Below are 15,791 nucleotides of genomic sequence, written 5' to 3'. Positions count from 1 at the left end.
GTTAATCGGTTATCTATTTTTTCCACCAACAAAAAAATATTTTGACACAAACCAATCACACTCTGATTCAGATTCACCATGGCATTCCGCATCAATAGATTGCATACCTATAGCTTTAGAAGAAAATACTATGTAATACATTTCACTTTCTTTTAAAGTAACAAAGTAGCTCAATGTTCTTTCCGATGAGGCCAACGAAATCCACCTATCTATAGGAACGTTTTTGCCTTTTGGTTTAGCACCACCTCGACCTAACTCAGCCAAGTCCCTGTAAAGTTTGGGTTTAAGTACCTCTTTACTACCTATTTTTACTCCAGAAGCTTCAACTTGGTATATTTTTAATGGCGAATTAGAAAGATCAAATGATACTTTTGATTTACCTTGATTTTTTATTGTTACATCAATGATAACGCCTCGTTCCCTTTCCTTATTAACTACATAATCAACGACTTGAGTATCAATTATTATATTTGTTGATTCAGTATTATTAATTCTTTCTTGCAACTCTTTTAAGTCAGCCTCCGCCTTTTCTTTTTGGTTTAAAACATCGAAAGTTTGCAATGTCCAAGCTGCAGTGAATATTATTGAAATAACAACAAACAGATGTTGAAATGCTGAAGCAAATGCAGAGTATTTTTCCCCCTGCGCCCCTAGTTTTTTTACAACCGCTATATAAACAGCTAGGACTAGTAATACTAGAACTAATGCTATTAAAGCAATCATAACCCGGTAACCCCCTCTTCATTATCCTCTGGAAAAATAATTTCGTTCTCTGGGATTTTACTAGTAACTTTTATAGCAGGAATGCCTTTATTTGGTTTATCCAAACTCGCACCAATGGAAGATTTAAAAATATCAAACTTAGAATGTTCATTAAATTTCTCAGCAACCTTGAGCGTAACATTTCTAACATCTTCACTTAAAGCTACATATTCTTCCGCATCAACACTTGTTGAAAAAAATGTGGAAAGTAGCATCGAAAAGATTGCAGCTCTTGTTTTATCCGCATTCATTTCACTCCAAATATTTCCAGGAGACATAAACACATTTTTAGTAGTGAGCGTAAACTCTGCTTTTAAACCTTTGACGACATACTCAGATTCAACTCTATTTACTAGGGTGTCATCCAAAATACTATCATTATTAATTTCTCCTGACTGTATAAGCCCTGAAAGCAACTCAAGCTTTTGAATCATCCTTTGAAACTCAGTCACATGAAACTGACTTATCCCTTCATCTTCTGACAACTTAGTAGAAAAATATATTTTTTCATCTAACTGAAACATACTAAATAGCCAGTGATTTAGCATCAACTTATGATTTTCTAGAGAAAAAACTGTTTGATTAGCTGCCAAACTAACACGAACCACCAATGGGATACCTTGCCTCGGCTTAGGAAACTCCCACTCAACGAATCGTCGAAGTTTATAATTCAAAAAGGTCGCTGAAGCTCTTCTACTTTCAGCACCTCGAAGAGGCGTTGTATCAACAAAGGCTTGGGATTTAATAGTTCCAAGTAAAATTCGATCTGAATCCAAGGTAAAAACAATATCACCAACAGACATATCATCAACGAATGTACGCACTTGAGATAATTTCTTTGATAGCTGACTTGCTGATTCTCTGTCATCGAGATTTTTCTTATTCTCTAGTGCCCGAATCTCACTTTCAATTCTCTCTAAACTATTAGCACCAACAAAGCCTTCTGACTCAACAGGAACTGCATCCATATGCCCTAAGCACATAATATTATTTTCACGAAAATGCTCAAAATAACGCCCATTCTCGCCTGGGCGTACAACCCAATACTTCTGATTTGGGTTCAGGGTATGCAAACGCATTTAACATTCCTTGTCTGTTGAGTTAGGAAAATGGTTGATTTTCAACCTCTATTCACATCAAGATTCTACACATGAATTGGCGATGTTTAAATGATAAACCTAACAAATTTCTAGAAATTCTTGTCACATGAAATAATGCCACCAATATAGAGCATCGCCCCAAGCTCAAGAAAATTCGTTTCACACATTTTGTTCTACTAATGGTAGGCACGATGGTGGGCACGATGGTGGGCAGAGTAAACCAAGAACATACATAAAACAACAAACGTACTGATAACAAAGAGCAAAATAACAATAAGCAATATTCAGATCCAGAACGTAGAGTAAATAGTTCTCCGCTAAACCTCTTTAAAAACACAAAGCCTCGATTTATCGAGGCTTTGTTTCATTTAGCGGGCAGAGCAGCAAGCGTTATCAGATGGCCGGTGCAAACGCCTGGTGCGCTTTAACTATGGCTGCACTGACATCGGCAACGCTTTGGGTGCCGTCAAACTTGTTATAGGTCAGCTTGCCAAACTCAGCCAGTTTGCCATAGTACTTTATCAGTGGCTTAGTCTGCTGATGATAGATCTCCAACCGGCTTCTTACCGTGCTCTCCTCATCATCTGCACGAATAATCAACGCCTCACCGGTCAGGTCATCTTTGCCTTCGACCTCAGGTCGCTTATAAACAGTGTGATAGACACGGCCCGATCCCGGGTGGATGCGTCGGCCAGCCATTCTCTTCACGATCTCTTCATCGGGCACATCAATCTCAACCACGTGGTCAATCTTGATTCCGTTGGCTACCATAGCATCGGCCTGGGGTATGGTGCGCGGAAAGCCATCAAGCAGATAACCTTTACTGCAATCGTCCTCAGCGATACGCTCCTTTACCAGGCCTATGATAAGCTCGTCCGGAACTAACAGACCTGAATCCATCAGCTGTTTAGCCTCTATTCCCAGCGGACTTTGTGCCTTAACGGCTGCACGCAACATGTCTCCCGTCGATATCTGCGGAATACCATATGTTTCCTTTATGAATTGTGCCTGAGTTCCCTTACCTACACCTGGTGCGCCTAATAGCATGATACGCATCTTATAATTGTCCTCTTTTCTAAGCTTCTTATTAAGCTGTTGGTTAAATGTTTGACTAAATTCAGATATAGGGCGGCCTGAGTGACATAGCCGCCCTGTTCAATGAGATGGAGTCGGAGTGATATTACTTTTGAGGTGGACCCTTAGTGCAATCAGAATCCACTCTTTCCTGCCAGTTTTTTGATGGCTCAAAAAACTATATGTGGCCACATTTTAATTGGCTAACGCCCTCTTAATCGCCGGCATCATCTGTCTCTTACGGGACAGAGTGTCCTCCAACACGAAAATGCCCTGACTGTTCTGTTTCACCCCGTAGGCTTTAGTGGCTGTCTTAGCCTCGCTATCGCTGTTGGTGATTACATAGGCGGTCTTCTTCTGCATATCGACGATAGCGAAGAAGATCTGCTCCCGTTTCTGATTCTTACGTGCCTTCGCCATAGCCCCGCGCAGCTCATCTACACGCCCAAGCAACTCGCTCGAGTCCAGCACTTCGGCAACGCCAAACCCTATCTCCTTGCCATTAACCGTATAGTTCTTGTAGTCCCCGACGACTATGTCATATCCACTGACATCCGACAGATCCGATTTTGCCCTGAACATGCCCTGGGCAAACTCATCGGGGTTAAGGTTTGCCTTTGCCGAAAGCGTCTTAACCAGCTCCCTGTCACGTTGCGTCGTGGTTACTGATTTAAGGTTTAGCGTATCCGACAGGATGCCCGCGAGCAGTAGGCCGGACATGGTTTTTGAGAGCGTCTTACCATGATCCAGGGCATCATCGGCAATGATGGTGGCCGCCGAGCCCCAGGGCTTAATATTGATGCTGATAGGTGCCGACAGTGAGATAGGGTTATCTCTCAGGGCATGGTGGTCTATCACCGCCTGGATATTGTTTTGCTCCACCCCTTTCATCAGTTGTGTCGTCTGGTTGAAATCTACCAATGCCACCTTGGCGTTTTCCAGGTTTCTGGCCAGTGGTGGTGTTTTTACATTTAGCTGATCCAATACAAATTGAGTCTCTTTATTTAACTTCCCCGTACTGCGGGCCTGTCCACCGTAGACTTCGGCGGCAGCGATGGCCGAAACAATGGTATCGGTATCAGGGGTCGTGTGCCCAAACCAAAGCGTATCGGATGAGATAGGCTGTGCATTGAGTGAAAGGTCGAGGTCGGCGCTCTGACAAGGTAATGCCATGGCCGCAGTTAATGATAGCGCAACGAGTGTTAAACGATGAAAAGTCATGATACTTCCCCGTAATTAATTATTTTCTTATTTGAGTTCCGGCCGAACTCCTTAAGCCTGACCGGACTTAGATACCTGGTGTATAGGGAAGGGTTGCCCCCTCCCCCAGAGCTGGGATTTCAGCTACTCTGCAACACCGGTCCAGTAGTAGTGCTGATTGCTGCGAGCCTTAATATCCATATTCTTCTTGATGATAGGCTTAAGGTAATCTCTTGCGGTATCACCCAATAACTCATAGCCTTTCAGTGAATTACCACCGTCTAACTCAGCGGCAATCTTTGCCCGGCTTTTAGCGTTATCCAAAGAGGAGCCTTGAGCTACGGCCACCAACAACTTGCCTTTAGCCCCCACCACTTTTGCAAAAGCCTGCTTCATGTTGCCCTTACCACCCAACACGACTACCGAAAGTGGCTCATCATTCAAAGCCGTTTGATACACCTCACCCTGAACACCTTTCTCGCCTGCAATAGTCTGCTTAACGCCGTTAGTCTTCACATTGATGCTGCCATCGAGGTTACGGGTCTTGATGCCATCAAGCGCGGCAATCTTAACCTCAGGAGTGACATCCGGAGTCTTAGGCTGCTTCTTGGCGTTAAAACGCTTACTGACGGCAAACGCGATCTCAGTTTTGGATTGAGACTGATCTTCAGCCAGCAGACCTGCCTGTTTCAACTTGCCGTAGAGCCAGCTGTTTAGCTTGTTGAGGTCCTCTCGGTTCTTGGTTTTGCCTTCGAAACCAATTTCCAGCAGTAACGGCTTACCGTACTTCCCCTCTTTACCAAACTTGCCGGGCTCGATGATCTTCTTCCAGATCTGAATTTCGACCTCCTGACCTTCGAAGGGACCGGTATTGATCCAGCCTTTATACTTAGATTGGCGCATGATGTCGGTCTTTAATACCTTGTCGGCACCATAACGCATCAATGGCGTCATCTGCTTGTATGAACGGCGATCCGCAAACATCAGGTATTCGAAAATCTCTTGTGAGTCAGCGTTATAGAAGTCAAAATTGAGGAAGTTAAAACCGACATCGGTAGACAGACTGTATTGGTCGCCACCGATAGAGACATCCACCTCCCCTTCGCCATTGATCATAGGTTTCAAATCGGCAACATCCCATGAGCGCATCTTGTGGGTAAACTTTGACTTGCGTGGCTTACTGACATCTAGACGAACACGGAAAATCTCATTCTGACTCTTGAGGAAGCGGTCCTGGGTATCCATATAGAACCCCTCTTTGAACTTGACCTTAGCACGCCAGTTGATGAAAGGTGTCTTCTCAACGAACGCCTTGCCCAACTTCTTACCTTCCGCATCCCAGAAGTATTTATCATCGATCATGTAATGCCACTCTATGTCCTTCATATCCCTTAAGGAGATAGGTTTAGCCGGCCCATAATCTTTTTTATATTCATAACCCAGCTCAGAGATCTGTGGTGCTATCGCTATCAGCAGTTCCCCCGCATTATGCAGTGCCTCTTCGGTACGACCGGGACGACGCTTGTTGTAGCGTCCGGATTTATTATTGATAATCCATTGGCCGTTTTCCATCTCCAGCTCACCACCTATGCGAGCCTTACTGCCACCGATCAGAGCCGTGTGTCCATATTTCTCTTTATAACCCCACTTCTTAGGCTTGCCATCTTCGATGCGCATCATGCCCTCTTTGTATTTTCTCCCCCAGGGAGAGGTTACCTCAGGGGCAATAACAAAGTTGCCGTCCTTATCGATAACCCAAACGTAACCCTCCCCCTCGTCCAGAACGATAGGGTTATCGGCATTACCGACTTGAAGGTAGGGGTTCAACGCGATCTGATGATGGTTATTTACTTCGTAAGCCTTAATGTAGGCTGGCGGCATAACAGGGCCATAAAGCGTGTCTAAACTGCTTGAAGCGATAGCGCTAAAGGCAAAGGGTAGAACAGATAGTGCGAGTAGACGTGATCTCATAGCTCATTTCCTTGAACGATACTAAAAAGTCGATAGTAAAAGTCGATTAAAACGTTAACTTCTCCGGTGAACGCCAGCTCTGCGACCGTCGTTGTCGCTGCTTTATGGAAGCCTAATGAGAGCATTTACCCGGTGCATGATCTTATTGGAATTGCACACCTATTCATCTCATCGTCCTCCCACCTGAAGGCATTCACAATGTTGGTCAAATGAACCTGTTTTGATTCATTTTTAACCATGTAATTAGCATATACCTAACAGGAATCAAAACAGTGATAACGATCAAAAGTTTTGATTAAATCGTACAAATCATGGTAATCAAAATCAACTTATAACGTATTGGTTTAAAAGCTCATAAACATCAAAGAACGACAACCAAAAGCCAGCACTTTGTATGAACTAAAAAAGCCTCGACTGAGTACAGTTATCAATGTGTTCACGGTTCTGTAAGCACGACATTGAAAATGTGCTGCAATACAGATTGCTCCATAGGGCATTGTCACCTTGCCAATATCACCACAAGGTTATATTCCAACGACAACCTTTCCTTACTCTCCACGATCAATCAGTGCACTGCTCGTTCACCCTTAAGCCTCACTGAATCTGACGGCTCACCGAAATAGCAGTTGAAAATTGAGGTCGCAAAATAAAAACTAGAAGACAGAAGCTGGCAGTTTCGATCTACACTTCATATTTAATATCAAAGAATAAAACTATTATCACAACAAATATGAGTTTAAATTAATGATTCATTATAGATAACAATAAATCCACCCCAATTCCCCCCCCATCAATCTAGAAACAAATTAATTAATAACAATATAAACTCAAACAAGCCAAAAATTAAATAATATTAACAGCATCAAACAACAGGCTGTCAACGCACTTAAAACCCCTAGAGCACAATATAAGCCAAGATAAAAATAAAAAATCATGAATCTAACTAAACTGTGAACAACTTAAATATAAACATAATTAAACAACAACCTGATTAAATAGATTTTGAACTATAAACAATCCAATAAAACAGGCAAGTGCTGACAGTATTGGTGTAATAATCCAACCCATTAATATTTGAGATAACACTCCCCACCTGATAGGTAAACGCTTTAACAGGGCAATACCGATAACGGCACCAATAACCGCCTGCGAACTGGATACCGGTACCAGAGGGATTGCCGGCAGTCCAAGTTCTACAAAACTGTTGGACAGAGATTGGGAGGAGAATATAAATAACACTATCGAGTGAGCCATGACGACAACCCAGGCCGTTATCGGCGTCATAGGGATCAGATTATCACCAACCGTGAGCATCACTTTCTTGGAATAGGTAAATACACCAATACTGATCGCGACCGCACCGATAAAGAACAGCTGCATCGCCGGGCTGAACTCGATTCCCATCCAACTCGAAGCGTCGATAGGTGTGCTCAACACGAAGACCCCCATAACATTGGCGATATTGTTTGCTCCCAGGCTGTAGGAGCCGAACGCGCCAGCAACAATCAAGCCGATGCGGGTCCAATTATCCAATTGAAACAGGCCGGGGCGAAACCAGTTTATTGATGCCGCAACCAGTTTGTACAACAACACAGCCGTTATTGCTGCCAGGATAGGACACATGATCCAGGTGCTAAGGATTTTACTCAACACCTTAGGATCCGTGGCCATACCACTGAACAGGTTCCAGCCAATAATCGCGCCAACGATAGCCTGACCCGTAGAGACTGGCAGCCCGGACTTTGTCATCAGATAAACCGTAGTTGCGGCCGATAGCGCAACGGTAAAGGCACCACCGATAGCAGACACTTTCCCCAGAGCACCTAAGGTATGTGATGCGCCTGCTCCGCTAATTACCGCCCCTAAGATCACCATCACCGAACAGATTAATGCGGCGGTGGAAAACCTGACCATTCTGGTACCTACGGCGGTACCGAACACATTCGCGGCATCATTTGCCCCAAGTGACCATCCCAGAAACAGACCACTGGAGAGGAAAACCCAAATAGCAATATCCATCGAATCCGCCCTCTACTGAACACGTTTGAGTGTGAAAATAGAGATGCGATCACTGATATCTTCGGCTAAGTTGGCCACCTGATCGATTCGATCAAAGAAGTAACGCAGCTGAACCTTATTTATCAGAGGCAGGTCTGTTTCAAACAGTATGGTTTTCGCTCGTGTGCACACTTTATCCGCATCACTTTCAAACATAATTGTCTTCTTGTGATACTCCTGAACACGCTGAAGATCGGTGAAAAAACTATTTGCACATAAAAGTGCATGATCAATAGTCTCGCCGACAACATCTATCAACAGTAATAGATCCTCTTCGACTTCTGCAGGTATTAACGGTTTTTCAATATCCAGATGAAGACCAATCGTCTCCTGTTTATTTATAAGCCTGTCAGTTAATTCTATTAATGAAGCGACATCAGATCTAAGATCAGGAATTAAAGTCTTTCTATATAAGGTATTTTCAATTTCTCTTTTTAAATTATCTGCGTGCTGTTCAATTCTTTGTAGTTCATTTAATGTCGCTTTAAATTCTTCACTGTCTGCGCCATGTCTTAAATAGGCTTTCCATAACTGAACAAATGTATGGTGGGATAATGTTACCTGCTCTATAAATGTATAAATACTCGCTTCGGTAGACTTGCTTTGAGAAAGTAAAGAGGTGACTCGAGAAAAGCCAAACATGGTATCTCCTTTATATTATTAGAATGGGGGGGGTGAAGGTCAGGCAGGAATAGGGAGCAAACCTGACCTTCTGGGAAGGACCTACTTAAATCCCTCCGTCATTTTGAATGTTGCTTTTGTTTTGGAGCCTTTATGACCACTAGAAAGGCCAACCTCTTGTACCTTCTGATAGAGGAACTGGTACGCCTCCTCAAGCTTCGCCTTGTCACTCACATGCCCCTTAAAGGAAAACTCGGTAAATGTTACCCGTGGTTTACGGTAATAGGGGGTCCAGAGTTGAAAATCAATTTCCAGATTGCTGAAGCGATCATCTTTAAGGGTTCCTTCCCATTCATTGGTACGCATCACAACCGTCTGGATAAATTGTTGCTTATTTTTCTCATAAATTGGACCAAGCATATCCCAGACAACTTTCTCCTTTTTTAGCCGGTTGAAAACAAGTTCCATATCCAACTTCTTTACATCGATATCACCGGGAGAATAGGGAATATCATAACTGACACTATATGCCGCCTTGCCTTCGGTATAGTCGATCTCAGCCTTCTTATAGTTTGTTACCTCACCAAACCCTTGAGGATCTTTCGCTCTTAATTTGACAGTGATCTTACTCTTGCGCGGCTTAGTCACATGCTCACGTACACGGATCTGAATATGCTCCGCCTTAAATGCTCTGTCTGGTGTATCAATATAGGTCACAAGCTTTTGAGATAACTCATCATCAAACTCGATAAAACTAAACGCCTGCTTAAACGCTGATGTCTGCGTTTTGGCTGCATAGGGTAACGTCTTACCCACCCCAGTGTTGACGTGATACTCGAGTGAGGTGAACTCCTGAGGTGACAAAGCATATGCGCTTGAACTGAGGCAAAGGTTAACTAAGCCAATTAACATTAAATTGTTTCTCATAACTCCACCTTAGAAAGCAAACTGTAAACGAGCCTGGAAGATATTCGCATCTTGGTCATACATCATATTGCCGTTGATATCTTCATAAGGCTTCTTGTAATCAGCTGTCGTATGTACATAGTTGAATTGAGCCTTTAAGTTATTCTCCAGATACCAGTTAACACCAAGGACATAGTCTGTTTTCTTACCGCCATAAATATCAGCGTCCACGTCGTCAAAATTGGCTTGGTCGACCCGCAGTGCCAGCTCCCATGCTCCATAACCGCCGGCTGAGATGGCATTATCAGGCTTAACTGTTTTAAATTTCCCTTTTTTCCCGCTGTACTTCCACATTTCACCGGTTAAGGTATAGATAGCCTGGAGGTAGTATGAGTCTACGGTGACCTCAGACAGATCAGGCTCATCCACTTGGTCCGCCATTCCTGTTACATATTCGGCTTGCAGCAGGAAGTTCTTGTGCTGATACGCAAGCTCGGCGCCATAATGCTGAAGTGATTCGGCATCAAACTTACCGGTATCAATAGTTCTTCCACTGGCTTTAGTATTGGGTCTTGCACGGTAACGTGTCTCTTGAATTGCTTCGTTGTTATTCACAAACAACGCACTGGCACCTAGATGAAGCAGGTGTTCACCATTATCTATTACGGCGGAAGTAAAACGACCATTGAATACGTCTTGCTTAAAGTTCAAATCGTCATCATCGAACCCAGCATTGACTCCATAACCTAGAGTGACGTTGTACTTGTTGCCAACATAATGCCACTGAACACCCAAAGCGCGATCCGGAGAGAAAGTATCTGTCGATGCGCGCTCTAAGAATGCCAGGTGAGCAGAGCTTCCGGTTGCCTCCAAACCAAAGGCAAACTTTTGGAAACCTAAAGTCAATTGAGAGTTATCCCACCCCTTATAGGCAATATTCGCATCCTTGACTTCAACTTCGGATACACCATCAAAATCAAGTTCTAATTCGTATTCCCATACATTTGAGAAATACCCCTCTAAACCAAAACGGATGCGTCTGATGCTAGCTTCATTGAATGAATCCTCGTATTCACGCTTACTACCGGTATATAGCTCATCGGCACTAACGAAATCTGTTTGAATTCGAGCCTTAAACTCCAGAGTCGAACGACCATCTTTTGAGATTAGTTCAGGGCTGGGTGAGCTCTTGGAAAATTTAACCCGGTCAACCTGCGAAGCGGCATCTTTAGCCTCGATAAGCTCGACTTCGAGCATATCCAGACGCTCTTCCAGTTCAGTAATTCGCTCTTTTTCCGACGCGGCAGCATTGGCAGATAAACAAAAAAGTGAAGCAGAGACAGCGAGCGCAACAATTGAGATTCGTGAAACATTAGCTTTAGCCATGAGAACATCCTCGATTAGTTTATTTTTATACGTACATGATCAAACTTTGTTTAATTTTCATTATTGATAGGTTACGACTACTAACGAGAATATAAAGTGATCCAGCTCAACTAATCTCGATCTAATCGTACAAATCTTTTTTAGCGCATTTAATTTTTTCCGTACACCATTCCTGACTAATGGAAATATTGAACATCGACAGCAGAGTCATAGCTGCCTTGAGCTAACCCCGTATCTGTTACAAGGTAAGTACTCACCAACTGAATAGATAGATAGCTTAAGAGCTACTCAATCGCCTCAACCAACCCATGAATCCCTTTCCTGCTGGCGGTTAGCCTATAGATCTTGTGGCTTGTTTCGGCATCCGTTTTTATCTCAAACGCCAGATAGATTGGATGCACCTGCTCAACATTGACGGCCTGTATACTTCTGTCAGCCTCCCTCCAGTGACGCCTGATAACTCTCGGCAAAGAGCGTAACCTACCACTGAAATTCAGTGTAAGATCATCAACAAACTTACTATTTATTGATTGCCGTTTTTTCACATTAACGCTATAGCCTCTCTGATATACAAGCGCCTCTTTAAACGCACCACTGTCTGAGGAGGAGAATGCCTTACGCACCCTCTTCAACAAGCCTTGAAAGTGATGACTCTTCAGCCGATATAGCGTCTCCTTCGCATCGAACAGCACTTCAGACTCACTGCCTTTATAGAAACGATAGTGATGTTGAAAGTAGTGGGCGAAATACTTCTCCATCAAGTAGTTTCTTCCCAGCTCCTTAATGCGATCCTTGAAGATGTATGACAATACCAGGGAGAAAAAGAAGGGCGTTGAAAAGTTACCGAATGCCCTTTGAGTGATAAAAGCAACGGCCGTGGCAAACGCCATAGCAAACGCCGCCGCAAACCCGAAAATAAGTTGTTCGGCTAACACGTTGCTGTTCAGCATCTTACGCCTGAGCTGATAGGGACGATTAATAATTCGCTGGGCAAGCTGTAAACGGTCAAGTAACTTCTCCCGGCCAAACTCGGTATCATGGCTTAGTCTGAGATTTTCTCTTTCTGCATAGGCCGTTAGAGTTTTTAATCTCAGCGAATACTGCCCCCTCTCCTCCTTGGTCGTACCATGCTTTGCTTGCAGCAGCGCTTGATGATAGTGGTAGAGAAGGAGGTGGTCGGCAAGCTTAAACAACTTACGCTGCGTCAAGCGATCTTCATCGTCATGTATTTGATGAAACTTATCAAGGTAAGTCGCAAACTCGAGCAGTTCATCGCCGCTCATTTCGGTAAGCATCTCCAAACTCGCTGCGACAAGATCGGCGAGCGCACTCCGGTAGAGGCTTTTATTGACCTTTGCCATCGCATAAGCCGTTTGCCTTAACACCAAAAGATCGTGCTCCAGCCCCTGATGGGTGACGGCTTCGAGTTTTACTAACTTCTGCTGTTGCAACAGATTACGATAGAAGAGTGCGCTACTCATGCTGTCGCTATGCTGTGCCAGTTTTGCAGGGAAGAAGAGGAATACTTTCCATTGCAGAGTCTTCAGCTCCGGAGGTATTTCTACAGATATCTTCAGGTGATACTGATCGGCAATTGATAGCGACAACATATTTATATAGCCCTGATTACCACTGAGTGTAAGGTTGCTTCATCAGCATTGAGTTGTAATATTTCACATCTCCGGTCACCTCTTCACCCAGCCAGTCCGGCTTATCGACAGCCTGCGCTTCATCGGTGAGCTCCACCTCTGCGACCGTTAAACCTTCGTTGCTGGCATAAAACTCATCGACCTCGAAAATATGCTCGGCATGCTCGATCAGATAACGTGTCTTATCGATAACGCCTGGCTCACAGATCTTCAGCAACTCTTCGGCCTCCGCCGTTGGTATCTGCTCTTCCCACTCATAACGAGACGCTCCTGACTCATTGCCTATCCCTTTAATTGTCAGGAACCCTTTATCCCCCTTAATACGCACCCTTACCGTACGCTCAGGAACACTGCTCAAATAGCCTTGAATAATTCGCACTGCCTTCACGGCCTTACCTTTAAAGCTATCATTTTTTACCAGGTATTTACGTTCGATCTCCTGCGCCATTTTTTACCCCTTATTAGTTTGCCAATGGAAGATTTTTCATGCCGATCACACGCTTGATGGCTTGCAAGTAATTGATGTTTTCCACCCCCTCTAACCGGAGATCTGCAACCGTCTTCTTAATATCGTCCAGCTCAACAGACTCACTGTTTACACTCACGATGCTGGCGCCGTTAACCAATACGTTAGCCACTTCGCAAATCGTGTTGTTTACCATATAGCCATAACGCTCTTTATGGATCTTAACCGCTTGTAGATCCGGGTGTGCATCGATAATCGAGATGAACTCATCGAAAGAGTACTCAGACTTAGCAAGCGCCGGGAGCTCTACCATGAATGCGGGGAAAATCTCCTCAACCAGCTGAGATTTTGAGATAGGAAATTCCGCTTTTAATTTGGGATCCCACTGCTCAAGACCATCGATGGTTTGCACATAGGTTTTAACATCCATCTTTCCGTCACGGATCTTCGTATTATTCAAATCATTAGTACGGGACATGATATAGATTTCATCGCTTTCACGACGCCAGACTTTTTCCGGAACCGGAACCGATAAGCGCGCCATACGCTCTGCTGCAACGCTGAAATCCTGACCAAAAGTACGAAACTCGAAGCGTGGCTTTGAGATCTCTCCAATCTTTAACTCAGACATGTTCTTTCCTTATCAAATTGTTTTATGAATGTTGATGAATAGTGTTGATGAACGAGTTACATGCTATTCTTTAACCGCTTCAAAAAACACGATCTAGATCAAACTTATAAACATAAAAGTTTTAACTCGATCTGACATAAATAAAACAAAATATTTTTACACCGACTTTTAAGCGTTAAAAAACAACCGCTTGCAGCACACACAAAGAATAAATAAATTAATCCAAAAAAGATTAAATAAAAACTAGCAAGTTAGAACATTGATCTCGATCGTGTTTTTAAATTGTGATTATCGTTACAGTTTAAATACATCAAAATAAGTCACAGAGGCTAGGCTGGTATGAACAAAAAAAAAGCACATGTCGATCCCTTAGACATGAACCAGTATCGAATGGAAAAACTACCGATACGGAGTAAGAGCAGATTTGAACAATGGCTGGAACAATCAGGGATCTGGATCGCTATTGCCGCATTTATCTATCTACTCGTCGGTGAACCATCTACTTTCCTTACCAGCTTCGATCCTGCGACGCTCAGCGCCACGGCCTCTAAACACTTTCTGGATGTAGGTAACATTGAATTCAGCTGGCACGGACAGGCCATGCTCGCCATTTTTTGCGCCGCCATCATCCTATGGATAACGGAGGCGATTCCGAATTATTTGACCTCACTAATCGTCATTATCACTATGGTGCTTACGGGAGTTTTGCCGGAAAAAGTGGCTTATGCTCAACTAGGCCACCCAATTATGTGGTTGAATATTCTCTCTTTTATATTGGCTTCCATGTTGGTTGCCTCCGGCGCTGCCAAACGATTTGCGCTGTGGTTTATCTGTAAATTCGCGACCAGTGCCACACCGATTTTTTATAGCTTTATGGTCATCAACTTAGTGTTGTCGGCATTTATCTCGGCCACGACCGCCAAAGCCGCCATCCTGATGCCAATATTTATGGTTATCGCCGCGGTATATGGCGCTACCGGCGGAGACAATAAGAATAACTTCGGCAGAAACCTGGTACTTCAGAACCTGCTGCAGATAAACTTGTGTGCTGGGGCATTTGTCACGGGATCGGGAGCGAACCTGCTCGCGGCCAGCCTGATTGCCGGTGCTATCGGTGGCAGCTTTTTCTTCGCCGACTGGATGATCGTCGCCCTGCCCGTGGTTGTGTGTATGATCATCGTTGGTTGGCTGTTAGCGACCAAGGTGTTTTTCCCCCTCTCTCCGGAGGAACACCTGCCACAAATTGAAGGCGGTATGGATCGCTTGAAGAAAGAGCTGGATAAGATGGGCAACATCTCTACCAGAGAGATAAAGGCACTGGTCATCTTTATCACTATCCTGATTTTCTGGGCCACCGATAAACATCACGGCATCAGTGCAACGGCTGTCGCCTTTATCGGCGCCATTGTCGCCCTCTCTCCACGTATTGGAGTGGTCAACTGGAACCAGGTCGATGTTCCCTGGCATCTTCTGCTGTTCTCGGCGGGTGCATATACGCTAGGTGCCGGCTTTAAACAAACTGATCTGCCAAACCTTGCGGTAAATTTCGGTCTGGAGTACTTTGGACTGAATGACAATACCCCCTTCTCGGTCTTCTATATAGGTCTAACCGGCGCAATGCTGTTCAGCTCACTCGTCTTTCAGTCTAAGACGATGCGAACCATGTTATTCGTACCGATTGCGATAGGCATAGCACAAAGATTTGATTACCCGATAATGAGCCTGGCCCTGCCCGTTGCACTGCTTATCGAGCATGTCTATGTGCTGCCATTTAACAGTAAGCCCGCGCTACTGCTTTACTCTACAGATCAATATACCCTGAGTGACACCTTCAAGTTCGGTATTACCATGCTAACCATTGGCTGGATCACTAGCGTCATCTTAGGCGAAACCTGGTTTCATTGGTTAGGTTACACACCCAACGGCGTGTTCTGGTAGATGAAGCAGCCAACATAAACTGCAGAGTT

Annotated in this window: 13 protein-coding genes; 1 reads left to right on the top strand and 12 read right to left on the bottom strand. The window is 44.1% G+C overall.

The genetic code is table 11. From position 1 onward, the window contains the following. Positions 1–9 precede the first annotated feature (9 nt). The 12 genes from Q1B47_RS14820 to Q1B47_RS14765 all read right to left on the bottom strand — a co-directional run bounded on the left by Q1B47_RS14820 (position 10) and on the right by Q1B47_RS14765 (position 13,824). Complete coding sequence (locus Q1B47_RS14820; RefSeq protein WP_299795154.1) at positions 10–723, bottom strand: hypothetical protein; 714 nt, start codon at positions 721–723, stop codon at positions 10–12. Further along, positions 720–1,841, bottom strand: a complete 1,122-nt coding sequence (locus Q1B47_RS14815; protein ID WP_299795152.1) for a hypothetical protein — start codon at positions 1,839–1,841, stop codon at positions 720–722. Before Q1B47_RS14815 ends, Q1B47_RS14820 begins: the two co-directional genes overlap by 4 nt. A gap of 414 nt (positions 1,842–2,255) precedes the next feature. After that, positions 2,256–2,918, bottom strand: coding sequence for an adenylate kinase (adk, locus tag Q1B47_RS14810; RefSeq protein WP_299795150.1), 663 nt, complete (start codon positions 2,916–2,918; stop codon positions 2,256–2,258). A gap of 213 nt (positions 2,919–3,131) precedes the next feature. Beyond that, on the bottom strand, positions 3,132–4,157 hold the full coding sequence (locus tag Q1B47_RS14805; RefSeq protein ID WP_299795148.1) for a manganese-dependent inorganic pyrophosphatase: 1,026 nt from the start codon (positions 4,155–4,157) through the stop codon (positions 3,132–3,134). A gap of 123 nt (positions 4,158–4,280) precedes the next feature. After that, positions 4,281–6,107: a hypothetical protein gene (locus Q1B47_RS14800; RefSeq protein ID WP_299795146.1), complete on the bottom strand. Its 1,827-nt coding sequence runs from the start codon at positions 6,105–6,107 to the stop codon at positions 4,281–4,283. Between the two features lie 975 nt (positions 6,108–7,082). Continuing rightward, positions 7,083–8,126 carry an inorganic phosphate transporter gene (locus Q1B47_RS14795; RefSeq protein WP_299795144.1) on the bottom strand — a complete coding sequence of 348 codons (1,044 nt, stop codon included), beginning with the start codon at positions 8,124–8,126 and terminating at the stop codon, positions 7,083–7,085. 12 nt (positions 8,127–8,138) lie between these two features. Beyond that, positions 8,139–8,807 (bottom strand): DUF47 family protein, encoded by a 669-nt coding sequence (locus Q1B47_RS14790; protein ID WP_299795142.1) that lies wholly within the window; start codon positions 8,805–8,807, stop codon positions 8,139–8,141. A gap of 81 nt (positions 8,808–8,888) precedes the next feature. Next, a complete protein-coding gene (locus Q1B47_RS14785; protein ID WP_299795139.1) occupies positions 8,889–9,713 on the bottom strand; it encodes a hypothetical protein in 825 nt (274 codons plus the stop codon). Between the two features lie 9 nt (positions 9,714–9,722). Next, complete coding sequence (locus Q1B47_RS14780) at positions 9,723–11,078, bottom strand: porin (RefSeq protein ID WP_299795137.1); 1,356 nt, start codon at positions 11,076–11,078, stop codon at positions 9,723–9,725. 284 nt (positions 11,079–11,362) lie between these two features. Then, positions 11,363–12,688 carry a hypothetical protein gene (locus Q1B47_RS14775; protein ID WP_299795135.1) on the bottom strand — a complete coding sequence of 442 codons (1,326 nt, stop codon included), beginning with the start codon at positions 12,686–12,688 and terminating at the stop codon, positions 11,363–11,365. A gap of 16 nt (positions 12,689–12,704) precedes the next feature. After that, positions 12,705–13,175 (bottom strand): CYTH domain-containing protein, encoded by a 471-nt coding sequence (locus Q1B47_RS14770; protein ID WP_299795133.1) that lies wholly within the window; start codon positions 13,173–13,175, stop codon positions 12,705–12,707. 13 nt (positions 13,176–13,188) lie between these two features. Next, positions 13,189–13,824: a hypothetical protein gene (locus Q1B47_RS14765; protein ID WP_299795131.1), complete on the bottom strand. Its 636-nt coding sequence runs from the start codon at positions 13,822–13,824 to the stop codon at positions 13,189–13,191. A 339-nt stretch (positions 13,825–14,163) separates the two neighbouring features. Here Q1B47_RS14765 and Q1B47_RS14760 point away from each other — a divergent pair, with 339 nt between their 5' ends. Next, positions 14,164–15,762 carry a DASS family sodium-coupled anion symporter gene (locus tag Q1B47_RS14760; protein WP_299795128.1) on the top strand — a complete coding sequence of 533 codons (1,599 nt, stop codon included), beginning with the start codon at positions 14,164–14,166 and terminating at the stop codon, positions 15,760–15,762. Positions 15,763–15,791 lie beyond the last annotated feature (29 nt).

It is taken from the genome of uncultured Shewanella sp. (genome assembly GCF_947501225.1).
In the GTDB taxonomy this organism is placed as follows: Bacteria; Pseudomonadota; Gammaproteobacteria; order Enterobacterales; family Shewanellaceae; genus Shewanella.
Note: the sequence above shows the minus strand (reverse complement) of the source record. Positions and strands in the feature narration are given on the sequence as shown.